Source organism: Polaromonas sp. YR568 (assembly GCF_943371715.1).
Taxonomy (GTDB): Bacteria; Pseudomonadota; Gammaproteobacteria; order Burkholderiales; family Burkholderiaceae_C; genus Polaromonas.
The window spans coordinates 93,950-118,069 of record NZ_CALRVW010000003.1 but is presented as its reverse complement, the minus strand read 5'-3'; the positions used below and the strand labels follow the sequence as shown (position 1 = coordinate 118,069).

General features: G+C 65.6%; 22 protein-coding genes and 3 pseudogenes. 12 read left to right on the top strand and 13 right to left on the bottom strand.

The annotated features are described in order from the left end of the window. Positions 1–222: 222 nt before the first annotated feature. The 6 genes from ilvA to AAG813_RS03345 are packed head-to-tail and all read left to right on the top strand — an operon-like array spanning position 223 to position 5,501. A complete protein-coding gene (ilvA, locus tag AAG813_RS03370) occupies positions 223–1,836 on the top strand; it encodes a threonine ammonia-lyase, biosynthetic (RefSeq protein ID WP_341911833.1) in 1,614 nt (537 codons plus the stop codon). An 11-nt stretch (positions 1,837–1,847) separates the two neighbouring features. Beyond that, positions 1,848–2,090 carry a cysteine-rich CWC family protein gene (locus AAG813_RS03365; RefSeq protein ID WP_341911831.1) on the top strand — a complete coding sequence of 81 codons (243 nt, stop codon included), beginning with the start codon at positions 1,848–1,850 and terminating at the stop codon, positions 2,088–2,090. Beyond that, complete coding sequence (gene cobT / locus AAG813_RS03360) at positions 2,053–3,102, top strand: nicotinate-nucleotide--dimethylbenzimidazole phosphoribosyltransferase (protein WP_341911829.1); 1,050 nt, start codon at positions 2,053–2,055, stop codon at positions 3,100–3,102. Before AAG813_RS03365 ends, cobT begins: the two co-directional genes overlap by 38 nt. A 6-nt stretch (positions 3,103–3,108) precedes the next feature. Beyond that, complete coding sequence (locus AAG813_RS03355) at positions 3,109–3,957, top strand: adenosylcobinamide-GDP ribazoletransferase (protein ID WP_341911827.1); 849 nt, start codon at positions 3,109–3,111, stop codon at positions 3,955–3,957. After that, the gene (locus AAG813_RS03350) at positions 3,954–4,520 is read left to right on the top strand and encodes a histidine phosphatase family protein (RefSeq protein WP_341911825.1); all 567 of its coding nucleotides are present in this window, start codon (positions 3,954–3,956) and stop codon (positions 4,518–4,520) included. Before AAG813_RS03355 ends, AAG813_RS03350 begins: the two co-directional genes overlap by 4 nt. Before the next feature lie 12 nt (positions 4,521–4,532). Next, positions 4,533–5,501, top strand: coding sequence for a 5'-nucleotidase (locus AAG813_RS03345; protein WP_341911823.1), 969 nt, complete (start codon positions 4,533–4,535; stop codon positions 5,499–5,501). A 119-nt stretch (positions 5,502–5,620) separates the two neighbouring features. Here AAG813_RS03345 and AAG813_RS03340 read toward each other — a convergent pair whose 3' ends face one another. Beyond that, positions 5,621–6,433 (bottom strand): crotonase/enoyl-CoA hydratase family protein, encoded by an 813-nt coding sequence (locus AAG813_RS03340; RefSeq protein WP_341911821.1) that lies wholly within the window; start codon positions 6,431–6,433, stop codon positions 5,621–5,623. A 98-nt stretch (positions 6,434–6,531) separates the two neighbouring features. Between AAG813_RS03340 and AAG813_RS03335 the strand changes: the two genes are divergently transcribed. Next, complete coding sequence (locus AAG813_RS03335; RefSeq protein ID WP_341911820.1) at positions 6,532–8,373, top strand: ABC transporter ATP-binding protein/permease; 1,842 nt, start codon at positions 6,532–6,534, stop codon at positions 8,371–8,373. Here the strand turns inward: AAG813_RS03335 and queC are convergent, their stop codons facing one another. From queC to AAG813_RS03310, 5 genes and pseudogenes are all read right to left on the bottom strand, one after another. Next, complete coding sequence (queC, locus tag AAG813_RS03330) at positions 8,374–9,081, bottom strand: 7-cyano-7-deazaguanine synthase QueC (RefSeq protein WP_341911818.1); 708 nt, start codon at positions 9,079–9,081, stop codon at positions 8,374–8,376. Positions 9,082–9,132: 51 nt separating this feature from the next. After that, entirely contained in the window at positions 9,133–11,262 is a 2,130-nt protein-coding gene (locus AAG813_RS03325; protein ID WP_341911816.1) for a TonB-dependent receptor, read from the bottom strand. A gap of 108 nt (positions 11,263–11,370) precedes the next feature. Further along, the gene (locus tag AAG813_RS03320; RefSeq protein WP_341911813.1) at positions 11,371–11,709 is read right to left on the bottom strand and encodes a cytochrome c; all 339 of its coding nucleotides are present in this window, start codon (positions 11,707–11,709) and stop codon (positions 11,371–11,373) included. 79 nt (positions 11,710–11,788) lie between these two features. Continuing rightward, positions 11,789–13,018 (bottom strand): PQQ-dependent sugar dehydrogenase, encoded by a 1,230-nt coding sequence (locus AAG813_RS03315; RefSeq protein WP_341912135.1) that lies wholly within the window; start codon positions 13,016–13,018, stop codon positions 11,789–11,791. A gap of 363 nt (positions 13,019–13,381) precedes the next feature. Next, positions 13,382–14,674 (bottom strand): annotated as a pseudogene (locus AAG813_RS03310) (D-amino acid dehydrogenase); the annotation flags it as partial. Between the two features lie 79 nt (positions 14,675–14,753). On the opposite strand from AAG813_RS03310, the gene AAG813_RS03305 reads away from it, so the two are divergent. Both AAG813_RS03305 and AAG813_RS03300 read left to right on the top strand, forming a co-directional pair. Then, on the top strand, positions 14,754–15,656 hold the full coding sequence (locus tag AAG813_RS03305; RefSeq protein ID WP_341911811.1) for a LysR family transcriptional regulator ArgP: 903 nt from the start codon (positions 14,754–14,756) through the stop codon (positions 15,654–15,656). Between the two features lie 55 nt (positions 15,657–15,711). Beyond that, complete coding sequence (locus AAG813_RS03300; RefSeq protein WP_341911809.1) at positions 15,712–16,188, top strand: peptidylprolyl isomerase; 477 nt, start codon at positions 15,712–15,714, stop codon at positions 16,186–16,188. Between the two features lie 9 nt (positions 16,189–16,197). Here the strand turns inward: AAG813_RS03300 and AAG813_RS03295 are convergent. Continuing rightward, a pseudogene (locus AAG813_RS03295) lies at positions 16,198–16,401 on the bottom strand (zinc ribbon domain-containing protein YjdM); the annotation flags it as partial. A gap of 3 nt (positions 16,402–16,404) precedes the next feature. Here AAG813_RS03295 and AAG813_RS03290 point away from each other — a divergent pair. Next, positions 16,405–16,534 (top strand): annotated as a pseudogene (locus AAG813_RS03290) (IS5/IS1182 family transposase); the annotation flags it as partial. A gap of 260 nt (positions 16,535–16,794) precedes the next feature. On the opposite strand, the gene AAG813_RS03285 reads toward AAG813_RS03290, so the two are convergent. The 6 genes from AAG813_RS03285 to ruvA are packed head-to-tail and all read right to left on the bottom strand — an operon-like array spanning position 16,795 to position 22,545. Continuing rightward, positions 16,795–17,523, bottom strand: a complete 729-nt coding sequence (locus AAG813_RS03285) for an ABC transporter ATP-binding protein (RefSeq protein ID WP_341911807.1) — start codon at positions 17,521–17,523, stop codon at positions 16,795–16,797. A gap of 4 nt (positions 17,524–17,527) precedes the next feature. After that, positions 17,528–18,754, bottom strand: coding sequence for an FtsX-like permease family protein (locus AAG813_RS03280; protein WP_341911805.1), 1,227 nt, complete (start codon positions 18,752–18,754; stop codon positions 17,528–17,530). Positions 18,755–18,760: 6 nt separating this feature from the next. Beyond that, on the bottom strand, positions 18,761–20,065 hold the full coding sequence (locus AAG813_RS03275; protein WP_341911803.1) for an efflux RND transporter periplasmic adaptor subunit: 1,305 nt from the start codon (positions 20,063–20,065) through the stop codon (positions 18,761–18,763). A gap of 7 nt (positions 20,066–20,072) precedes the next feature. Then, positions 20,073–21,146 carry a Holliday junction branch migration DNA helicase RuvB gene (ruvB, locus tag AAG813_RS03270; protein ID WP_341911801.1) on the bottom strand — a complete coding sequence of 358 codons (1,074 nt, stop codon included), beginning with the start codon at positions 21,144–21,146 and terminating at the stop codon, positions 20,073–20,075. Between the two features lie 13 nt (positions 21,147–21,159). Next, positions 21,160–21,951: a hypothetical protein gene (locus AAG813_RS03265; protein WP_341911798.1), complete on the bottom strand. Its 792-nt coding sequence runs from the start codon at positions 21,949–21,951 to the stop codon at positions 21,160–21,162. Positions 21,952–21,972: 21 nt separating this feature from the next. Next, the gene (gene ruvA, locus AAG813_RS03260) at positions 21,973–22,545 is read right to left on the bottom strand and encodes a Holliday junction branch migration protein RuvA (RefSeq protein ID WP_341911797.1); all 573 of its coding nucleotides are present in this window, start codon (positions 22,543–22,545) and stop codon (positions 21,973–21,975) included. A 94-nt stretch (positions 22,546–22,639) separates the two neighbouring features. Here ruvA and AAG813_RS03255 point away from each other — a divergent pair, with 94 nt between their 5' ends. Both AAG813_RS03255 and ybeY read left to right on the top strand, forming a co-directional pair. Further along, on the top strand, positions 22,640–23,653 hold the full coding sequence (locus AAG813_RS03255; protein ID WP_341911795.1) for a PhoH family protein: 1,014 nt from the start codon (positions 22,640–22,642) through the stop codon (positions 23,651–23,653). Then, entirely contained in the window at positions 23,643–24,098 is a 456-nt protein-coding gene (ybeY, locus tag AAG813_RS03250) for an rRNA maturation RNase YbeY (protein ID WP_341911793.1), read from the top strand. Before AAG813_RS03255 ends, ybeY begins: the two co-directional genes overlap by 11 nt. Positions 24,099–24,120: the final 22 nt, after the last annotated feature.

The following is a 24,120-nucleotide window of genomic DNA, read 5'->3' as shown; positions in this document are numbered from 1 at the left end:
AGAAATTGTTGTCAAAAGTAGCGGCGAGTGTTTATTTTTCGCAACAAAACATTGTTGCAGCGCAACATGCCTCCGCTATACTGAAATCATCGCATGAAGACATCTCTGTTTTCATGCACCACTTGTCTCCTCCATCCCTGAAAGGGTGGATTTACAGGCCCAGACCGCAAGGTCTGGGCCTTTTTTCTTGCCCACTATGATGACGGGTTGCGAGAAAAACACATGCCCACTGCCGCCAAGCCCGCTCCCCGCCGTTCATCCGGCACCTCCCGGCCATCCGCCGCTGGGGCACTCACGCCCGCCGACTACCTGAAAAAAATCCTGACCGCACGCGTCTACGACGTGGCGGTGGAATCCCCGCTGGAGCCGGCGAAAAACCTCAGCCGCCGGGTGCACAACACCGTGCTGCTCAAGCGCGAAGACCAGCAGCCGGTGTTCAGCTTCAAGCTGCGCGGCGCCTACAACAAGATGGCGCACCTGAGCCCCGCCCAGCTCAAGAAAGGCGTGATCTGCGCCTCGGCCGGCAACCACGCGCAGGGCGTGGCGCTCGGCGCGCACAAGCTCGGCACACGCGCGGTGATCGTGATGCCGGTCACCACGCCGCAGGTCAAGGTCGATGCCGTCAGGGCGCTGGGCGGCGAGGTGATCCTGCACGGCGACAGTTACTCGGACGCTCACCTGCATGCCGTCACGCTGGAGAAAAAAAACGGCCTGACCTTTGTGCACCCGTTCGACGACCCGGACGTGATTGCCGGCCAGGGCACGATTGCCATGGAAATCCTGCGCCAGATCCAGACCATCGGCAAGGGCTCGCTCGACGCGGTGTTTGTGGCTATAGGCGGCGGCGGGCTGATTTCCGGCGTCGCCAACTACATCAAGGCCGTGCGTCCCGAGGTCAGGATCATCGGTGTGCAGATGAACGATTCCAACGCGATGGCCCAATCGGTCGACGCCGGCAAACGTGTCACGCTGCCCGATGTGGGCCTGTTCGCCGACGGCACGGCCGTCAAGCTGGTAGGCGAGGAAACCTTCCGCATCAGCCGCGAACTGGTCGATGAATTCATCACGGTGGACACCGATGCCGTCTGTGCCGCGATCAAGGACGTGTTCATAGACACGCGCAGCATTGTCGAGCCCTCGGGCGCCATGAGTGTGGCCGCTATCAAGCAGTACGTCGCCACGCACAAGACCAAAGGCGAGACCTACGCGGCCATCCTGTGCGGTGCGAACATGAATTTCGACCGCCTGCGTTTTGTCGCCGAACGCGCCGAAGTGGGCGAGGAGCGCGAAGCCTTGTTTGCAGTGACGATTCCCGAGGAGCGCGGCAGCTTCCGGCGCTTTTGCGAGCTGATCGGCGGGCTGCCGGGCGGCCCGCGCAGCGTGACCGAGTTCAACTACCGCATCAGCGACGCGAGCCAGGCACACGTGTTTGTCGGCCTGACCACCCATGGCAAGGGCGAAAGCACAAAAATCGCCACCAACTTCAGCAAACACGGCTTCAAGTCGCTGGACCTGACCCATGACGACCTGGCCAAGGAGCACATACGCCACATGGTGGGTGGCCACAGCGCGCTGTCGAAGGACGAGCGCCTGCTGCGTTTTGTGTTTCCCGAGCGGCCCGGGGCGCTCATGAAGTTCCTGGGCGCCATGAAGCCGGGCTGGAACATCTCGCTGTTCCACTACCGCAACCAGGGCGCAGACTATGGCCGCATCCTGGTCGGCCTGCAGGTGCCCCAGGCCGACAACAAGGCCTTCAAGGCCTTTCTCGACACGCTGGGCTACCCCCACGTGGAAGAGACCGACAACCCGGTCTACCGGCTGTTTCTGCAGAGCTGACGGGGGATTGCATGACGGCAGCAGGCGCACCCGTGCCACCCAACTCATCGTGCCCCGGCTGCGGCGCGACTTTTCGCTGCGGCATGGTCGGTGGGGACACGGAATGCTGGTGCGTCAAGCTGCCCCATGTCATGCCCGTACCCTCCGCTTGCGCGCCCATCACCGGCACGTCGGGAGCCTCCTGCTTTTGCCCCGCCTGCCTTCAGAAAATCACCGATGACCGACAACAAGATACTTCTCCTGCCCGCGATTGAACCGACCGCGGACGCCGCGCTGGCCGCCCGGCTGCAGCACAAGATCGACCAGAAAACCAAGCCGCTGGGCGCGCTCGGCCAGCTTGAAGCGCTGGCTCTGCAGCTCGGCCTGATCCAGCACAGCGAGGCCATCACTTTCCAGTCGCCGCAAATGGTGGTGTTTGCCGCCGACCACGGCATTGCCGGCGAGGGCGTGTCGGCCTTTCCGCAGGCCGTGACGGTGCAGATGGTGGGCAACATGCTGGCCGGCGGTGCCGCCATCAATGTGTTTGCGCGCCAGCACGGCTTTGCCCTGCAGGTGGTGGATGCCGGCGTGGCCGCCGATCTGCCCGACCACCCGCAGCTGCAGCAGCGAAAAATAGCGCCAGGCACGCACAACCTGTGCGAAGGTCCTGCCATGTCGCTGGCGCAGGTCCACGCCGCGCTGCAAGCCGGCATGGATGTCCTGCGCGGCCTGCCCGGCAACGTCGTCGCCTTTGGCGAAATGGGTATTGCCAACACCTCGCCGGCCGCCCTGCTGCTGGCCCGGCTGGCCGGCCGGCCGATCAGCGAGGTGGTCGGGCGCGGCACCGGTCTGGACGATGCGCAACTGGCGCACAAACAGGCGGTGCTCACACGCGCCCTCGCCCGCCACGCCGACGTGCGAGAGCCGCTGGCTGTGCTGGCGGCGCTGGGCGGCTTTGAAATCGCCATGATGGCAGGCGCCATGCTGCAGGCCGCCAGCGAGCGCCGCGTGGTGCTGGTCGACGGCTTCATTGCCAGCGCCGCCGCGCTGGTGGCCTGCGCCCTGCTGCCGGCCGTGAAGGATTACCTGGTGTTTTGCCACCGCTCGGCCGAGCGTGGTCACCACCTGCTGCTGGCGCATCTGCAGGTCACGCCGCTGCTGGACCTGGACATGCGCCTGGGCGAAGGCACGGGCGCCCTGCTCGCCTGGCCGCTGCTGCAGTCGGCCGCCCTGTTCATGGCCGAGATGGCGAGTTTTGATTCGGCCGGGGTCAGCGGGCGGGAGTAACCACGCATGTTGCAGTTCATCCGCCACTACCTGCTGGCCGTGCAGTTTTTCACCCGCATTCCGGTGACCGGCGCGCTGGCGGCGTGGACCGGTTACAGCCCGGCCATGCTGCGCGCCAGTGCCGCGCACTTCCCCGGCATCGGCTGGCTGGTCGGCGCCGTGGCGGCCGGCGTGTACAGCCTGCTGATGGCGCTGCTGCCGGCCACCGACTCTGCGCCGCTGGTGGCCGCCGTCCTGTCCACGGTGGCGACGGTGCTGCTGACCGGCGGCTTTCACGAAGACGGGCTGGCCGACGTGACGGACGGGCTGGGTGGAAGTTACGACCGGGACCGCGCCCTGGAGATCATGAAGGACTCGCGCGTCGGCGCTTTCGGCGCGATGGCACTGGTGCTGGCGCTGCTGGGCAAGGTGGCGCTGCTGGGCCTGCTCGGTTCGGTCGACAGCGCGCTGTCCGGTGGGGAGGAAACGCCGGCCGACCTGCCCCTGGACGGCTGGCTGGTCGCCGCAGCCCTGTTTAGCGCGCATGTGGTCTCGCGCATCCTGCCGCTGCTGCTGATCCGCGTGCTGCCGCATGTCGGCGACGCTGCCGGTTCCAAGTCCAAACCGCTGGCCGACCAGATCACGCTGACCAGCCTGGGGGTTGCGTTTATATGGTCATTTTCGGCCCTGGCCCTTGCCAGCTATGCACTGCCAGCTATGACTTTGATAGTGGCCTGCAGCTTCTCCGCGATCGCCCTGCTGTGGATGGGCCGCCTGTTCACGCGCCGTCTGCAGGGCTTCACCGGCGACTGCCTGGGCGCCACGCAGCAGGTCTGCGAAATCGCCTTCTACCTTGGCCTGGCCGTCGCCTTATGACCCTCTGGCTGGTGCGCCACGCGCAGGTGCTGCTGGCGCCGGGCACCTGTTACGGCGCGCTGGATGTGGCGGCAGACCTGGAGGCGACGCAACACAGCGCCGCGTCCCTGGCCGCGGCGCTTCCCGCCGGGGCCCGCATCAGCACCTCACCGCTACAAAGATGTGAGCAGCTTGCGCATGCGCTACATGGTCTGCGGCCCGATTTAACCCTTCAAACCGATGCCCGGCTGCAGGAGATGAACTTCGGCGCCTGGGAAGGCCGGCGCTGGAGCGACATCGCGCGCAGCGAGTTCGACGCCTGGACGGCCGACTTTGCCGGCCACGCCGTCGGCGGCCACGGCGAAAGCGTGCACGCCGTGATGACGCGCGTGGCCAGCGCTTTCGACGAACTGCCGGCCGGACCGGACACCGTCTGGATCACCCACGCCGGCATCATCCGGGCCGCGCAGCTGCTGGCCGGCGGCGTGCGCGAGGTCACGCAGGCCGACCAGTGGCCGACCGAGGGCGTGGCCTGCGGACAATGGCGCACACTTGAGCTATCGTTGAGTCCACCCCCGCAGTAAACAGGTAAACCCATGGCAGCAACTCTGGACGGACAACTGGTGGTGGCGATTTCATCGCGCGCACTGTTTGATTTCGAGGAAGAAAACCGGGTGTTCGAGGACGGCCTGGGCCAGCCACCCGCGCCCGGCACCAAGCGCGATGCCGCCTACATGCAGCTGCAACTGGACCGGCTCGACGTGCCGGCCAAACCCGGCGTGGCCTTCTCGCTGGTCAAAAAACTGCTGGCTTTCAACGACGCGCCCGACAGCCTGGACGACGCCTCGCCGCAAGCCAAACTGGCACAGCGCGTCGAGGTGGTGATCCTGTCGCGCAACGACCCGGTCTCGGGCATGCGGGTGTTCCGCTCGGCGCAGCACTACGGCCTGAACATCCAGCGCGGCACCTTCAACCGCGGCGAGCCACCGTGGCGCTACCTCAAACCGCTGCATGCCAACCTGTTTCTGTCCACCCACCTCAGCGATGTGCGCGAGGCACTGGCGGCCGGCGTGCCGGCCGCACAGGTCTACCCGCAGTCGGCCCATGCCAGCGACCAGCACCCGCACGAGGTGCGCATCGCCTTCGACGGCGACGCGGTGATCTTTTCCGACGAGGCCGAACGGGTGTTCCAGGCGCAGGGCCTGTCGGCCTTCCAGGCGCACGAACGCGACAAGGCCACGCAGCCGCTGCTGGCCGGCCCCTTCAAGCCGCTGCTCGAGGCCCTGCACCGGCTGCAGCAAGTCGGCACCTCGCGCATGCGCATCCGCACGGCGCTGGTCACGGCGCGCAGCGCGCCAGCGCACGAACGCGCGATCCGCACGCTGATGGACTGGAACATCGAGGTCGATGAAGCCATGTTCCTCGGCGGCCTGGCCAAGGGCGAGTTTTTGCGCGAGTTCGAGCCCGACTTCTTCTTCGACGACCAGACCGGCCATGTCGATTCGGCCTCGCAGCATGTGCCTTCGGGCCATGTGGTCAGCGGCGTGTCCAACCAGCTATCGTGAGACCGCATTGCCAAAGGTTTGTCATTGCGGACTTGATCCGCAATCCATGCCTGCAGACCGATAGGCCGGTAGTTCATACGGCATGGATCCCGGGTCACGCCCGGGATGACAGATAAAGCCTAACGCCCTACAAACCGCGCCGCGCGTTTTTCCACAAACGAACGCACACCCTCCGCCGCGTCCTCGCTGCGCGACAGGCCCTGCTGCACCGCTATGAAGTCCTGCATGGCCAGCAGCGGGCCGTGTTCCACCGCCTTGAGTGCATTTTTTCGCGTCGCCACCACCGCCAGCGGCGCCTGGGCGGCAATGGCGTCGGCAATCCGCAGGGCCTCGTCCAGCGCCTGCCCGGCGGGCACCACCTTCTGCACGAAGTTCAGCCGCAGGGCTTCGGCGCTACCGAACTCGTCGCCGGTCAGCAGGTGCAGCAGTGCATTGCCCAAGCCGGCGCGTTCGGCCATGCGCAGGGTCGCGCCGCCGGTGGCCATGATTCCGCGCTTGACCTCGAGCTGCGAAAACCGGCAGTCGTCGGCGGCCACCACGATGTCGGCCGCCAGCATCAGTTCGATGCCCAGCGTGTAGGTGATGCCCTGCACCGCGACCACCATGGGTTTGCTGCGGCGCCGGTAAGCTTCCATGCCCAGGTCCAGCGGATCGACCAGGCCCGGCGGCACGGCTTTTTCGCCGCGCTGCATCAGCGGCGCAATCGTCGGCAGGTCCAGCCCGGCGGTGAAGTGGTCGCCCAGCGCATGCAGCACGCCCACGCGCAGCGCCGGGTCGTCGTCCAGCCGCGTGTAGGCTTCGCCGAGTTCACGGAACATCTTCGGCGTGAAGCCGTTGCGTTTGGCCGGGCGGTTGATGGCGATCAGCAGCAGGGGCCCGCGCACGCTGCAGTCGATGCTGCCTTCGGGGGAAGGGGACGTGGAGGTGTTCATCCTGCCATCCTAGCGAATTCCCGCGCTGCGCCCATGCACTCGCGCGACAGGGCGCGGCACTACACTGGCTTTCATTTCCGCCTCCAAGGATGACTCCCATGCCCCTGACGCCCCTGGTCCCCGCCGTGCACGGCAAGTTGGCCGCTTTCAAGGACTTCTGCCGCAAGGCCTGGGCACTGACGCGGCCCTACTTCGCGTCCGAGGACAAATGGAAGGCGCGCGGGCTGCTGGTCGCCATCGTGCTGCTCAACCTCGGCGCGGTCTACATGCTGGTGCTGATCAATGAATGGAACCGGGTGTTTTACGATGCGCTGCAGGAGAAGAACCAGCCGGTGTTCTGGGAGCAGCTCGGGCGCTTCACCTACCTGGCCTTTGCTTTCATCATCATCGCGGTCTACCGCTTTTACCTGACGCAGCTGCTGGAGATCCGCTGGCGCGCCTGGATGACCGCCCACTACCTGCAGCGCTGGCTGGCCGACCACGCCTTCTACCGCATGGAGCTGGCCCGTTATGCGAACACCGGCACGAACGGCACCAACAGCACAAATGGCGGCAATGGCACGGCCGCACCGGACAACCCCGACCAGCGCATCCAGGAAGACCTGAACCTGTTCACCACCTACACCATCTCGCTGAGCATGGGCCTGCTCAACGCCGTGGTGACGCTGCTGAGTTTTGTCGGCATCCTGTGGAGCCTGTCGGGGCCGTTTGGCTTCACCCTGGGCGGCACCAGCTTCAACATTCCCGGCTTCATGGTCTGGATGGCGGTGCTGTACTGCGCGGCCGGCAGCATCATCACGCACTACATCGGCCGGCCGCAGATCCGTCTCAATTTCCTGCAGCAGCGTTACGAGGCCGATTTCCGCCACCACCTCGTGCGGGTGCGTGAGTACAGCGAATCGATTGCGCTCGACAAGGGCGAGGCCGTTGAACGCGTGCACCTGGAAAGTCGCTTTTCCACCGTGCTGGGCAACTACCTGACCCTGATCAGGAAGCAGAAAAACCTGATCTGGTTCACCAACTTTTTTGGCCAGGCCGCCGTGGTGTTTCCCTTTGTGGTGGCCGCGCCGCGCTTTTTCAGCGGCGCCATCCAGCTCGGGCAGCTGATGCAGATCTCGTCGGCCTTCGGCCGCGTGCAGGACTCGCTGAGCTGGTTTGTCGACAACTACAGCAGCCTGGCTGCCTGGCGCGCGACGACCGACCGCCTGACCAGTTTTGAAGAGAGTTTTGCGGCCCTGGCCCAGGCGCGGCAAGCGCAGACAGCTATGAATTCCGTAGCAACCAGCGACTCCGCCACCGGCCTGGACACGCAGGACCTGACTGTGGCCCTGCCCACCGGGGCGGTGTTGCTGGAAGGGGTCTCGCTGCATGCCGAAGCCGGAGAGAACGTGTTGATCAAGGGCCCGTCGGGCAGCGGCAAATCGACGCTGTTTCGCGCGCTGTCCGGCATCTGGCCCTTCAGCCGCGGCCGTACCGTGTTGCCGGCCAACACCATGTTCATTCCGCAACGCCCCTACTTTCCGAACGGCAGCCTGCGCGACGCGCTGGCCTACCCGCAACCGGCCGCTAGCTACAGCGATGCGCAACTGCGACAGGCGCTGGAAGACGCGCTGCTGCCCAAGCTGGTGCAGCGCCTCGACGACGAGGACGCCTGGAGCCAGAAACTCTCGGGCGGCGAGCAGCAGCGCCTGGCGATTGCCCGCGTGCTGCTGAAAAAGCCGGCCTGGCTGTTTGCCGACGAAGCCACCAGCGCGCTCGACGAGGATGCCGAAAAAACACTCTACGAACGACTGCTGGCCCAGACCCGGCAAGCGGGAGGCGCTATTGTTTCAATAGCGCATCGACCGACGGTGGCAGCTTTTCACGGCAAGCGCTGGGAGCTCGAGAAACTGCCCGACGGCGCAGCGGCGTTGTACCGGCTGACCGAAACCCGCGCCTGATCAGCGCCCGGCCGCCGCACCCGCGTAAGCCGCATACCCGCGCAGGCGCAGCTCGCACGCCGGGCACTGGCCGCAGCCGTAGCCCCAGGCGTGGCGGTGTGTGCGGTCGCCCAGGTAGCAGGTGTGGGTGTGTTCGATGATGAGTTGCACCAACGCCTGACCGCCCAGTGCCTCGGCCAGCGCCCAGGTCGCCGCCTTGTCTATCCACATCAGCGGCGTCTCGATCAGGAAACGTTTGTCCATGCCCAGCGACAAGGCCAACTGCATGGCTTTCATCGTGTCGTCGCGGCAGTCGGGGTAACCGGAGAAATCGGTCTCGCAGACCCCGGTGACCAGCACCTGCAGATCGCGCCGGTAGGCCAGCGCCGCCGCCAGCGTCAGGAACAGCAGATTGCGCCCCGGCACAAAGGTGTTGGGCAGGCCCGAACTCTCCATCCTGAACGCCGTGTCGCGTGTCAGTGAGCTTTCGCTGACCTGGCCCAGCACGGCGAGGTCGAGAACATGATCCTCACCAAGCCTGGACGCCCACTGCGGAAACTGCGAGCGGATCTCGCGCAGCACCACCAGGCGCGCCTGCAGCTCCACGCTGTGGCGCTGGCCGTAGTCGAAACCCACGGTTTCCACACGTTCGTACTTTGACAGCGCCTGGGCCAGGCAGGTGGTGGAGTCCTGCCCACCGGAGAACAGGACGAGGGCGGTGGTGTGCATGGGGGGAAAGCAGTCAGGGCATGGTGCGGAGCGGCTATTGTGCCGCGCCGCCTAAAACCGGTAACTCGCCGACACGCTCAGCACATGGTTGCGGCCGGCGGCCGGTTCGAAATAGCGGCCATTGCCTTCATTGACGATGACCGACCCTGCATAACGGCGGTTGGTCAGGTTGTCGAGGCGGGCTGCGGCCGAGAGGGTCCAGCGATTGATCTCGGCCACGTAACCGACATGGGCGCCCAGCGTGACAAAAGACGCCGCGGCATCGCTGTTGACATCGTTGACAGCCACGCTGCCGAGGTAACGCGCGTCGACGCCGGCACGCCAGCCGGTGGGCGGCCGCCAGCCGATCTCGGCCGCCAGCGCGGTGCGGGCCGTGCCCGGGATGCGGTTGCCGGCGGGCACCAGCGCGGCCGGACACAGGACAACATTGCCCACGCAGGCGAAACCATCGCGGTAGCGGGCATCGAGCAGCGTGTAGGACAGCTGCGCCAGCCAATGGCGCGCCGGCGCGATGCTGCCGGCCAGCTCCAGCCCGCGGCGGCGCGTGGCCCCGGCGTTCTGGAAGGTGCTGCGACCACCGACGTTGCTCTGCGTGACGATTTCGTCCCGGGTCGCGGTATGAAAAACCGCCAGCGTGGATTCGATGCGCGGCATGGCGCCGGCGACACTGCGCCATTTGAGACCCGCCTCGAGGTTGTCGCTGCGTGAGGGACGCAGCGCAAAGTTCAACCCGGTGCCGGACGGCCGGTAAGCCAGCTCGTTGAAGGTTGGCGTTTCGAAGCCGCGCCCGGCGGCCGCGTACACCCGCCACTGCGCCGAGGGCGCATAGGTGATGCCAGCGGCAGGCAGGGTGGCGCTGTAGCGCACGCTGCCGCTGTCATCGCGATTGGTCCCAACGATGTAGCGGTCGGCGGAACTGAAACGCACCAGGCTGTGGCGCACACCGGCATTCACGGTCCAGTGCGGCGCCGGCTTCCAGGTGGCTTGAACGTAGGGGTCCAGGCTGGTAACGCGGTTGTCTTCCTCGCGCCGCAGGGCGCCCTGCACCCCGAGTTCGGCACCCTGGAAGTTCTGCCAGCCGCGCCGCGTTTCCTTCATCGCGTCATAGGCCAGGCCGCCAACAATTTCAAGTGGGCGCTGCGCCAGCTGGGTGCGGCTGGTCCAGCGCAGGTCCAGCCCGCCGTAGTCGCGCGCCAGGCCGATCACGCCTCCGGGGTGCAGCGGATTGGCCTGCACGCCAGTGGGGATGGCCTGGAACTGCGTGGTGGACCGCTCGCCGCCATACACCATCAAGCGCCACTGGTGGTCCGTATCGACCCGCTGCTCATACACCGCACCGAGCTGGCTCTGGCGCACGGTCTTGCGGGTGTTGAAGGTGGTGGCCGAGGCATCGGCACTGCGCGGCGCGGCATCGAACTGCGCGCGGCTCAGGCCCAGCGGATCCTGCGCATCCACCGACACTGTGTTGGCCAGCAGGGTCAGCTTGCGGTCGCCGTCCAGCGCCCAGTCCAGGCGCAGGTTGGAGCCCTCGCGTTCGGCGGCGCTGTGCGCGCGGTAGCCGTCGGTGCTCAGGCGCCCGGCGCTCAGCACATATCCCAAGGCCCCGGTGGCACCGCTGGCCTTGATGTCGAAACGCCGGAGGCCATCCGAGCCGGTCGCCGCGCTGCTGCTGACCACCGGGCTGCCCTGGCCTTCTTCGGTGAAGACCTGCATGACGCCGCCCGACGAGTTGCCGTACAGCGCGGAAAAAGGGCCGCGCAGCACCTCAATGCGGCCGACCGATGCGAGGTCGATGTGCGAGAGCTGGCCCTGGCCATCGGGCATGGTTGCGGGAATGCCGTCCACATACAGGCGCACGCCGCGCACGCCAAAGGTCGAACGTGCGCCAAAACCGCGCACCGACAGTTGCAGGTCCTGCGCCTGGTTCTGCCGGTCGCGCGCCAGCAGGCCGGGCACCAGCGCCAGGCTTTCCGACAGGTTGACCTGCGCGCGCCCATCGCTGCGCAAGCGCTCGCCGTCGATCACGTCCACCGAGGCCGGCACGTCGAAGGGCGGCAGCTCGGTGCGTGTGGCGGTGACGCTGATGGGCGCGAGCGTCTGGGCGCCCGCCGGCGCCGACATCACGGAACCCGCCACCAGGGCGGCAGCAAGTGTGTGCGGACAGGAAAATAAACGGGTCATGGTGCTTCCTGCGCCATCTCCCCCATGGCAAATGGCAAACGACAAAAGGCAGATGCCGGATGGTAGGGCAAGCGCGCGCGAAGGAGGTGCGGCCTTCCCGATGCCCCCTTACTTCGGGGTCACTGAAATCTGTATCGACGCGTACCAGGCTGCCAGGTCTTCGATCTCCTGGTCGGTCAGCGGTTTGGCAATCACGGCCATCACCTCGTGCTGACGTTTGCCGCTGCGGTAGTTTTTCAATTGCTCCACCGTGTAGATGGCGGGTTGTCCGGCCAGGTTGGGCGCATTGGGCAGCTGGCTCAGGCCCAGCGGGCCATGGCAGGTGACACACAGGGCCGCCGCCCGCGCCTGGCCGGCCACCGGATCACGCGCCTGGGCGACCAGAGGCTGCGCCAAGGCGCAGCCCAGCAGCAGGCCCAGCCGCGCCAGCGTGGAAAAGGAAGTCATCGCAGGCCTTTCAGAAAAGCAGCGCGCCCGGACCGCTGTTCGGGCGCGCCGATGACGGGATCAACCAGCCCAGCCCGGCTCAGGGCCCGGTGTAGCTGATGCGGTAGATCGCGCCGGCAAAATCGTCCGACACCAGCAGGGACCCATCGGGCAGGTTGGCCACATCCACCGGCCGGCCGCGGTACTGGCGCGTCTCGGGGTCCAGCCAGCCTTCGGCGAACACCTCGGTCTTGTCGGCCGAGCCATTGGGCTTGAGGCTGGTGAACATGATGCGCGCGCCTATCGGCTCGGTGCGGTTCCAGGAGCCGTGTTGCGCCGAGAAGATGCCGCCCTGGTATTTGGCCGGGAATTTCTTGCCGGTGTAGAAGGTCAGCCCCAGGTCGGCCGCATGGGCGTCCATGTAGACCTCGGGATTCGTCACATTGGATGGCAGCGGGTCCTTGTCGTAGCCGTGTTCGGTGATGCGGGTCTTGCCCTGGATCCAGGGGTAGCCGAAGAACTGGCCGGCCTTGGTGGCGCGATTGATTTCTCCGGCGGGAATCAGGTCGCCCATACCGTCAGTCTGGTTGTCGGTGAACCACAACTCATTGTTCTTCGGATTGAATTCCAGGCCCACGGAGTTGCGGATGCCGCGCGCATAAACCTCGCGCTTGCTGCCGTCAAACGGATTCATGCGCACAATGCCGCCTATGCCCAGCTCGTCATACAGCTTGAGCTTGTCACGCGGCTGCACGTTGTGCGGCTGGCCCAGCGTGATGTAGAGCATGCCATCCTTGCCGACCCGGCAGGTGCGCGCGCCGTGGTTGTAGCTTTCCTCTTCCACCGGTATCAGCTTGCCCTGCGGCACCACCTCGATCACCGCCACGTCCGGGCCTTCATAGAAAAATTCGGCCGCCGGGAAATTGAGCACCCGGTTGTGCTCGACCACGATCAGGAAGCCGTCCCGGGTCCAGCAGACCCCGTTGGGCACACTGAACTTCAGCGAAGGCGCAAACGACTTCACCTCGGTGGCCATCTCGCCGCTGTTGCGGTTGGTCACAGCCCAGACCGTGGTCTTGCGCGTGCCGACAAACAGCATGTTGGTCGAAGGTGCCACCGCCATGTGGCGGGCATCGGGCACCACGGCATACAGGGCGATCTTGAATCCCGGCGGCAGCTTGATGCGCTTGAGGTTTTCGCGGATGGCGTCAGCATTGGGACCGCTCTGCGGCACGACCGGAATGTTCAGATCGGTTGTTGCCACCTTCATCTGCTTGAGTTTTTCGATGTTCGCCGGTGGCGCCACCGGCGCCGGCGGCACCTGGGCCATCGCCGCGCCTGCCAGGCCCAGCACGGCGGCGGCAAGCATACAAGACCTTGTTGTTGTATCCACAGCTGTCTCCTCGAGGTAAACAGGTGCCGAGTTCCGCGGGCGGAGAGTCGCCCGCGCAGCACTGAACCTGTAAACGCAGGAAGCACTTTGCTTGCAGGAACGCTGCGCGAAGGCAGGGCCTTCTGCGCCCGTCCCGACGCGCCCAGCCGGCCTTGACAGGTTGGAGGACATGCTAGTCCTGGCGTTTTTTCATGACAAGCCGGCGCGCGGGGCGTACGGCCCGGATTTCACGCCAAAGCGGTGTTTACCCTAGGGGCTATTTCTGCGCCGCATGATCCATGTCAATTCCGCGGCGAAGCCTCACACCCCAAGGAAGCCAAACGTCAGGGCCGGCCGCTGGCCGTCGATCAGCTCGGCGATGGCCTTGCCCGACCCGGCGCCATGGGTCCAGCCCAGCGTGCCGTGGCCGGCGTTCACCCAGAGCTTGCCGACCTTGGTCCTGCCGATGTAGGGAATGTTGGTCGGGGTGGCAGGGCGCAGGCCGGTCCAGAAGTTGGGCTGGCCGCCCTGTGCCTCATTGCGGGTGTCGCACACGCCCGGCAACACCTGCTCGATGCGGTCGGCCAGCATCTGGCAACGCGCCCTGGCCAGCGGCGTGTCGAGCGAAAGGTCGTAACCCGCCACCTCAATGGTGCCGGCGACACGCAGGGTGTCACCCAGACGGCTGATGGCGCACTTGACCTCGTCGTCGATGGTGCTGACATACGGCGCGAGCTCAGGCTTGAGCAGCTTGAAGGTGGCGCTGTAGCCCTTGCCGGGGTAGATGGACAGGTCCACGCCCGCCGTGCGCAGCAAGGGGGCCGACCAGGAACCGCAGGCCACGACGAAGGCATCGGCCTGACGGGCCAGCAACTCCCCGGTGCTGCGTTTCCTGAGCTGGACCGCGCTGATCTCGCCGCCGGTTTTCTCCAGCCGCACGATGTCGTGTTCGTAGACAAACTGCACGCCGGCTGCCTCGCAGCGTTGCGCCAGCTCCTGGGTGAACACCCGCGCGTCCCCGCTTTCATCGCTGGCGGTGTAGGTGCCACCTACGATGTGATCGGCAAACGAGCGGTAGGCCGGTTCGATCTCGAACAGCTCGCTGGGGCGGATCACCCGGCGGTCCACACCAAACCCCCGCATCAGCGCGGCGGCCTGCGCTGCCGCGTCAAACGATTGCTGGTCGGTGTAGTAATGCGCGATGCCGCGCTCCAGCCGGTTGTAGTCAATGCCGGTCCCCTGCACGATGTCCTTGAGCGCCGCATGGCTGTAGGCGCCCAGCGCCACGATCTGCTCGACATTGCGGCGAAAGGCCGCGTCGGTGCACTGGCTCAGGAACTGCAGACCCCAGCGCCACTGGCGCCAGTCCAGCCGGGGCCGGAACAGCAGCGGCGCGTCCTTGCGAAACATCCATTTCAGCAGCTTGGCCGGCGCCTCCGGGTTCGCCCAGGGCTCGCAGTAGCTGACGGAGATCTGCGCTGCATTGGCAAAACTGGTTTCCATGGCAGCGCCGCTCTGGCGTTCGACCACCGTCACTTCGTGCCCGCGTTGGGCCAGGTGCCAGGCCGTGCTGACACCGATGATCCCCGCGCCCAAAACAATGATTTTCATGGGCGCTAGTCTGGATGAGCTTGCCGCAAATTAACAGCCTCGTTAAACTCTTTGGCAAATCATTAGGAAGGCTAATAAGCCTATGTACGATCCCCTTGCCCTCGAATGCCTGGCCGCCATCGTCGAAGAAGGCGGTTTCGAGCGTGCCGCCCAGCGCCTGAACGTCACGCAATCGGCCATCTCGCAGCGCCTGCGGGTGCTGGAGGGCCAGGTCGGGGCCATCCTGATCGTGCGCAGCCGGCCGCTGAAGGCCACCTCGGCCGGCAAGCTGTTGCTCAAACACACCCGGCAGCTGCGCCTGATACGCGCCGACCTGGAGCGCGACCTCAAGGAACTGGCGCCAGGCTTGTCGGGCGGCGTGCGCGAGGAAGAACGCATCTCGATTGCGGTCAATGCCGACAGCATTGCCAGCTGGGCGCTCGATGCCCTGACCGGCCTGGTCAGGCAGGGGCTGCCGGTCGAGATCATCGTCGACGACCAGGATTTCACGCACGACTGGCTGCGCCAGGGACATGTGCTGGGGTGCGTCACCACCCTGAAGCAGGCACTGCGCGGCTGCAAGGTGGCCCAGCTCGGTGCCATGAACTACGTCGCCGTGGCCGAACCGGCTTACGCGAAAACACATCTGCCCGGCGGGCTGGACGCATCGAATTTTCGCGCCCTCACCTATGTGGCGTTCAACCGCAAGGACGACATGCAAAGCGAGTTTGTCGCCCGGGCCGTCGGCCTTAAGCGGGTTTCGCTGAGCCAGCTGTTTGTCCCCAGCTCCGAGGGTCAGCTGCGCGCCGCCCTGGCGGGATGGGGGGTCAGCGTGCTGCCGGAACTGCTGGTGCGGGGCTTGATCGACGACGGCAAACTGGTCAATGTCGCGCCCCGGCACACGCTGCCGGTGCAGCTGTTCTGGCACTGCTGGAACCTGGAATCGGCGGTACTGGACTCGATTTCCGCCGCGCTGGCTGCCGAGGCCGACAAACTGCTCCACTGAGACCCCGGCCGTCTTTGCGCGAAAATGGGACTTTGTCATTCCACCAAGACCCGCCATGAACATCGAAAAAGACACCGCCGTGACCCTGCGCTTCAAGGTCTCCGAAATCGGGGGCAAGCTGATTGAAGAAAGCAAGGAGCCCATGGTTTACCTGCACGGGGGTTATGGCAACACCCTGCCCAAGATCGAGGAAGCCCTGGAAGGAAAGACGCGCGGCTACCAGACCACGCTGGAACTGCAACCCGAAGACGCCTTTGGCCTGCGTGACGAAGCGCTGCTGCGGAGCATTCCCAAAAGCCAGTTCCCGCCCGGCGTGAAAGTCGGCGGCCAGCTCGAAGGGCGCGACAACGACGGCAAGGTGCACGCTTTCACCGTGACCAAAATCAAGGGCGACACCGTGCTGATGGACGGCAACCATCCACTGGCCGGCAAGGCGCTACGCTTCAGCCTGACCGTCACCGATGTGCGCAAGGCCAGCGATGAAGAAATTGCGCACCGCCATGTGCATGGCGAGCACGGGCACCATCACTGAACTGCAGGATCAGGCCTTCCTGAGGTAACAGGCCTTGAGCATGAAGCTGCCGGCGTCCATCTTGCAGTCCACCTCATGGTCGCCGCCGGTCAGGCGGATGCTCTTGACCTTGGTGCCCATCTTGAGAGTGATGGACGACCCCTTGACCTTGAGGTCCTTGATCAGCACCACGGCATCGCCGTCGGCCAGCACCTTGCCGGTGCTGTCTCTGACCTGAGCGATCCGGCGGTGGAGGAGGCGCTGTACAAGTCCACCTCGATGCGCGAGTTCGTGGACATCAACCTGGGCCACGAGCATGTGCCCAACAACACCACGGTGCTGAACTCTACTGGAGCGCCATGAACTGGGCCATCAGATCTACAAGCAGGCGGGCGCTTACCTGCAGGCCAAGGGCTTCAAGCTGTCCACCGGCACCATCGCCGTCCCCGCGTGGCAGACATCAATACTTGATCAGGGTTTCCCTAACCCCTCGCTCGAGCAGAATGTTAAACGTCCGCTTTTAGACCTTTGTACATTATTCATAAACAAAATTTCTGAGCCCACTCGCTGGTGACTGCCCTCCGAGAACGCTCAAGAGAGGCGCATTTCGACCACCGGCTCTCCGAATCAACTGGCCGGCTCGCGCGTCACGGCCTCATCACGCGCGATGCGCCCATCGATCAGCTCGACCAGCCGGTCGCAGCGGGCGGCCAGGCGCGGGTCGTGGGTGACCACCACAAAGGTGGTGCCGAGTTCGACGTGCATGCGCCGCAGCTGCACAAACACCTCGTCGGACGACGCGGTGTCGAGGTTGCCGGTGGGTTCGTCGGCCAGCACCAGCGCCGGCTCCATCACCAGGGCGCGGGCAATCGCCACGCGCTGCTGCATGCCGCCCGACAGTTCGGCGGGCCGCTTGTCCATGGCGTTGGCCAGGCCGACCGAGGCCAGCAACGCGCGCGCATGCTCGCGTTGTTTGGCGCTGACGTGGCCGCCGCGCATCAGCGCGGGCAGCGTGACGTTTTCCAGCGCCGTGAAGGCCGGCAACAGGTGATGGAACTGGAACACAAAACCCAGCGTGCTGCGCCGCAGCAGCGTCAGGGCTGCGTCGTCCAGGCCGTGCACCTCCTGGCCCTGCAAGCGGTAGCTGCCGGCCGTCATGCCCTCGAGCAGGCCGACGATGTTGAGCAGCGTGCTTTTGCCGGAGCCGGAGGGCCCGATCAGCGCAATGAATTCGCCGCGTTGCACCTGCAGCGACACGCCGTGCAACACCTCGGCCTCGCTGGGCAGGCCGATGTTATAGCGCTTGCGCACCTCGCCCATGTCGATCAGCGCGCGGGAGTCGGTGGCGGCCGTCATGGGCTCACATCCGTATCGCCTGCGCCGGGTCCAGCGCGGCGGCGCGGCGTGCCGGCGCCACCGCGGCCAGCACGCCACACACGGTGGCAATCAGCGCCACCTGCACGGCCGTGGCCAGCGGCAGGCCGATGACAAACAGCGGCAGACCGTCGGAGCCGCGCACGAATTTCGTGAACAGCCAGATCATCAGGACGGCCAGCGCAATCCCGAGCGCCGAGCCAAGCGCGCCCACCACCGCGCCCTGCACCAGGAAGAGCCGCAGGATCTGCCCGCGGGTGGCGCCCATGGCGCGCAGGATGCCGATCTCGCGGCGCTTTTGCACCACCGACACGACCAGCACGCTGGCAATGCCCAGCACCACGACCACCAGCACCACCCCGCGTATCAGCGCGGTGCTGACCGACTGGGCGTTGAGGGCCGACACCAGCTGCGCGTTGCTCTCCTGCCAGCTTTCGATCTTGTAAGGAAACTGCTGGCGCAGGTCGCTGGCCAGCGCCTGCGCCGACCAGACGTCCTTCACCGTCAGGTCCAGGCTGGTGGCGCCGCCCGGCAGCCCAAGCAGGTTTTGCGCTGCGCGCAGCGGCACGATGACGGTGCGCCGGTTCAAGTCCTTGACGCCCAGGTCCACCAGCGCCGTGACACGCACCGAGTCGCTGACCAGGCCGGTCTGCACGGTCAGGCGGTCACCGGCGCGCACGCCCAGGTCGGCCGCCAGCTCCTTGCCGACGATGGCCTCGCCCGGCGCCAGCCGCGCAGTGCCGCTGATCACCTTGCTGCGCAGCCCGACGACGCGGTCGTAGCGGTCCAGGTCCACGCCCAGCAGCGCAATCGCCTGGGTGGCTTCGCCGCGCAGTGCCAGGCCGGCGCCCGACACCATGGGCGACACGCCGGCAATCGCCCGCATGGCCTCGAGCAGCGGCAGCAGGGCCTGCCAGTTGGCGACCGAGCGCAGGCGCTGGGCGCGCGGCTGGGTGTCGGTCAGCGTGGTGCTGCCGGGCACGTCCGGCCACGCGGGCGTGACGATGTCGTCGGGCGCACGCAGGCTGATGTGCGCCTGCGCGCCCAGGGTCTTGGTCAGGGTGCTGCCCTGCAGCCCGCTGATCAGCGCCGAAATGTAGGCAATGACCGCCACGCCGGCCGCCACGCCGACGATGATGAGCACGGTCTGCATGCGGCCCTCGCGCAGGAAACGCAGCGCCACGCGCCATTCGAAACCGAGCCCGGGGATCATGCCGCTTCAGCGCCCGATGGCGTTGCTCATGGCCGAGCCGGCTTCGGACGTGGCCGCAGTTTTGGCGACCGGCTGCCCCGGCGTCCAGGCCACGGCCCGCGCGCGAATCCGGGCGCCGGCGGGGACGCTGCTGCCCAGCAGCACGGCATCCCCCTCCGCCAAGCCCTCCAGCACCTCGGCCGCGTCCAGCGAGCGCAGGCCCAGGCGCAGCTGGCGCTCCTGCGCGCGGCCCGCCTCGGCAACCAGCACCGTCGCCGTGGTGGATGACGGCTGCGTGCGCAGGGCGCTCAGCGGCAGCACCAGCGCACGTTCGCGCCGGCCAGTTTCGACCTCGACCGACAGCGTCATGTCTTCGCGCAAAAAGGCCGGCGCCTGCTGCTCGAGGGCAAACTTGACTTCGATCGCACCACGCTGGGCATCGACGGCGGGGGCGATCGACAACACGCGGGCGGCAAACCGCTGGTCGGCAAACGCGTCGGCCACCACCGCCGCCTTCTGCCCCGGCTGCAGCTGGTCGAGGAAACGCTCGTCCACCTGCGCGCTGAGTTGTGTAGGGCCGGCCAGCGCCAGGCGTATCAGGGCCTTGCCGGGCTGCACGATCTGGCCCGGCTCGACATCGCGCGTCAGCACGCGCGCATCGGTGGGTGCCAGTACGGCCGCCTGCGCCAGGCGCGCGCACGCAGCTGCCGTGGCGGCGCTGGCGAGAGCCAGCTGCGCCTGGGCCTGGGCCACATCGGTGCCGGCATCGGCATTGGCCTGGATCTGTGCACGTGCGCCGGCCTGCTGCGCCCGGGCCACTTCGACGGCGCGCCGCACTTCATCAAGCCGCGCTTCGCTGAGAAAACCCTGCTTCACGAGTTGTTGCGTACGTGCCAGCTCAGCCTCGGCCGCCTTCAGCGTCGAATCGGCCTGCGCCAAGCTGGCTTGGGCGGCCGAGCGGCCGGTGCTGCGCAAGCCGGCCAGCCGTGCCTGCGCCTGGCGCTCCGACGCCAGCGCCTGCGTCACCGCGGCACGCAGCTCCTCGGTCTCCAGCTGGACCAGCACCTCGCCCTGGCGCACCTGCGCGCCTTCGGCGACACGTACCTGCGCGACGCGCCCGGTCACGGTGCTGCCCACGTCCACGCGCGACAGGGTCGCCACGCGGGCAGAAAACTGCAGGGTCCGCAGCAGCGGCGCGTAACGCAGTTCCAGCACATCGACCCGGGGACTTTTCTGGACAAACCAGGCTGCGCCGGCCGCCACCACGATGATGGCCACGACCCCCATCCAGATCCAGCCGCGCTTCAGGGAAAAGGTGTGGGCCAGGCGCATGGGGAAATCAGGTTCCGGGTTCAAACAAGCCGGCGCCGGTTCCGGGCGGTGTCACGCCCAGATGCCGGTAGGCCGCCAGCGTGGCAATACGGCCGCGCGGCGTGCGTTGCAGATAGCCCTGCTGGATCAGGTAGGGCTCGATCACGTCTTCGATCGTGTCGCGCTCCTCGCCGATGCTGGCGGCGATGTTGTCGAGGCCAACCGGTCCGCCGTCAAAGCGGTGGATCACGGCTTCGAGCAGTTTGCGGTCCATCACGTCGAACCCCTGGGGATCGACATCCAGCATGGCCAGCGCCTTGTTGGCGATGTCCAGGGTGATGTGGCCGGCGCCCTTGACCTCGGCGTAGTCGCGCACGCGGCGCAGCAGGCGGTTGGCAATACGGGGTGTGCCGCGCGAACGGCGTGCAATTTCAAAACCGCCGTCTTCGTCCATGGGCACGTTGAGCAGGCCGGCGCTGCGCCGCACAATGCGCGCCAGCTCGTCGGAACTGTAGAACTCCAGCCGCGCGACGATGCCGAAACGGTCGCGCAGCGGATTCGTCAGCATGCCGGCGCGCGTCGTCGCGCCCACCAGCGTGAAGGGCTGCAGGTCGAGCTTGATGGAACGCGCTGCCGGGCCTTCGCCGATCATGATGTCGATCTGGTAGTCCTCCAGCGCGGGGTAGAGGATTTCCTCGACCACCGGGCTCAGGCGGTGGATCTCGTCGATGAACAGCACATCGTTTTTTTCGAGGTTGGTCAGCAGCGCCGCCAGGTCCTTCGGCTTTTCCAGCACCGGCCCCGAGGTCTGGCGCAGGTTCACGCCGAGCTCGTGCGCAATGATGTGGCTCAGCGTGGTTTTGCCCAGGCCGGGCGGGCCGAACAGCAGCACATGGTCCATCGCCTCGCTGCGTTTGCGGGCCGCGCCGATAAAAATCTCGAGCTGCTCGCGCACCTTGGACTGGCCCACGTAGTCGTCGAACAGCTTGGGCCGCAAGGCGCGCTCGATCGCCTCCTCGTTGGGCGAGGCCGGCGCGGCGGATATCACCCGTTTGACGGGTGGCACGCCGGACATGTCGAAGTCGTCGGTCTGGATGGTCATGCTTCTGGGGCCACTAACATTGCCCCTTGTCGTTCAATTGAAAGCCAGCGCTGACGCATAGCTCCTTTACTCGCCGTTGGTAACTCAAAGAAATGCAATTGGCATCGTATTTGCAAGAGTTTCGATCTTTCAGCCAAGACGCCTGTTTTTGCTTTTCACCAGCGCCTTCACCCGCATATTGCCAAAGCTCTGCTACCCGGAAGTCAAGCTTTGACAAATCCCAATTCAGACATACCAATTGCTCGGCTGGCTGGTTCGCCTTCGAGCAGTTGAAGGAGGGAGTAAATGGGAATCCTGCATTCCCGCCAAAGGAGATGGACCCCACATTGTTATTCATGCCGCACATTCCGCTGCACAAAGATAGTTCTTGGAAGGCAAACCCTGAGAAGCCTTTAGGTTTTGCGCTATTCCAAGTCAGAGACACCTTGCATAGTTCGGTTAGCTCTTTTCGCTCGAAGTCATAGAGGGCTCCAACAATTGAACGTCCTTTTTGTCGCCCTAATCCCATGACTGTGCAATTACTTTGAGTGGTGGCAAATTGGGAGTAGTCCGCATAAAAACCAAATACACCATCAGCAAACTCTCTAATCAACAAAGTATTGATCGGTGGCGTCTGGCAAGGTTGGTAGGGTTGAGGGTCGTTATCCAGTGATCCGTTACCTCTGCGCTCTGCGCAGCTCGACAATTCCTGCACAAGCACTTCTTTGGGAGTTTGAGAAAAACCAGGCAAACTGAAGAAGCCCAGCCAAAGCACAAAAAAAAAGCTTTTTGCCCAAGAACTTTGCCGACTTTCTTTTGCGCTCATGGTCACGTTTTTCCCCTGGCGTCATTTCGCCAGCGCCTTCAGCGCCAGCTTGATGCCGTCACTGACCCCAATGTCTTTCGGCAGCGCCTTCAGCGCCAGCGCCGCATCGCGGTCGCTGTAACCCAGCGCCACCAGGGCCTGCAGGATGTCGGACTGGGCGTCGTCAGCCACGCTGACGGTGATGCCCATGTCGGCGCCGAGCTTGCCCTTGAGTTCGAGCAACAGGCGTTCGGCGGTTTTTTTGCCGATGCCGGGCACCTTGATGATGCAGCCGGCTTCCTGCTGGGTCACCGCCTGCGCCAGCTCGTCCACACTCATGCCGCTGAGCACGCTGAGCGCGGTGCGCGGGCCGACGCCGGAAATCTTGATCAGCTGGCGGAAGGCCGCACGTTCGCTGGCGCTGCCGAAGCCGTAGAGGATCTGCGCGTCCTCGCGCACGACAAAATGCGTGAGCAGCGAGACTTTTTCGCCGAGAGCAGGCAGGTTGTAGAAGGTGCTCATGGGTACCAGCACCTCGTAACCCACGCCATTGCAGTCCACCAGCAGTTCCGGGGGGTTCTTTTCGGCCAGCAGGCCAGAGATGCGTCCAATCATGGGCAAATCTTATCAGTGCGTCGGCGCCCCCAGCGACTTGAATATCGGGGGACAATCACCCATCTGCCTGCCTTGCCCCAAGGAAAACACCCTTTTGATCCTCCGCCACACTTTCACCCCGCCGAACAACACCCGCATGGGTCACCTGTGCGGCCCCATGGACTCGCACATCCGCACCGTCGAGGCGGCGCTGCAGGTCACGATTGCGCACCGTTTCGAGCAGTTCAAGATCGACGGGCCCAAGGCCAAGGCCCAGCAGGCGCTGGAAGTGCTGCAGGCGCTGTATGAAATGGCCCAGCGCCCGATTCCCGAGGAAACCGTGCAGCTGATGCTGGCCGGCGACACCGCGCTGAGCATTGCGCCCGATGGCGCGATGGCGCTGTCCACCCGCCGCGCCGACCTGCGCGCGCGCACCACCAACCAGGGCGCCTACCTGGAAAACATCGCCACGCACGACATCACCTTCGGCATCGGCCCGGCCGGCACCGGCAAGACCTACCTGGCCGTGGCCTGCGCGGTGGATGCGCTGGAACGCAGCGCCGTGCAGCGCATCGTGCTGACGCGGCCGGCGGTCGAGGCCGGCGAGCGCCTGGGTTTTCTGCCCGGCGACCTGAACCAGAAGGTGGACCCTTACCTGCGTCCGCTCTACGACGCGCTGTACGAGCTGATGGGTTTTGAACGTGTGCAGAAAGCCTTCGAACGCCAGCAGATCGAAATCGCGCCGCTGGCCTTCATGCGCGGCCGCACGCTGAACCACGCCTTTGTGATCCTCGACGAGGCGCAGAACACCACCCCCGAGCAGATGAAGATGTTTTTGACGCGTATCGGCTTCGGCAGCAAGGCCGTGGTCACCGGCGACGTCAGCCAGGTCGATCTGCCGCGCACGCAGCTCAGCGGGCTGATCGACGCCGAACGGGTGCTCAAGCGCATCAAGGGCATTGCGATCATCCGCCTGACCAGTGCCGACGTGGTGCGGCACCCGCTGGTGGCACGCATCGTGGACGCCTACGATGGCTACAAGGGCAACAGCCCGGGCATCGACGATGCTATTGATTCGATAGTGCCTGTCGCCCGTCCCACAAGGACAAAAAGCCGAAATGGCTCTTAAACAGCTGAGCCTGTCACTGCAGTTCGGTGATCTGCAGGACGCGAAGCGCCACCGCGCCGCCCTGCCGCGCCACAGCGTGGCGCGCTGGATTCGCCACGCGCTGGACAGCGATGCCGAGATCACGGTGCGCATCGTGGACGCCGAGGAAGGCCAGGCGCTGAACCGCAGCTACCGGCAGAAGGACTACGCCACCAACGTGCTGACCTTCGACTACACCCGGGAACCCGTGGTCACAGCCGACCTGGTGCTGTGCGCGCCGGTGGTGGAACGCGAGGCCCGCGAGCAGGGCAAAACCCTGCAGGCGCATTATGCGCACCTGTTGGTGCACGGCACGCTGCACGCGCAGGGCTGGGACCACGAAACGGGTGACGCTGATGCGCAGGCTATGGAGGCGCGCGAGATCGAGATACTGGCCGGCCTGGGTGTGCACAACCCGTACGACTGAGTTTTCATGCGTCAAACCGGCC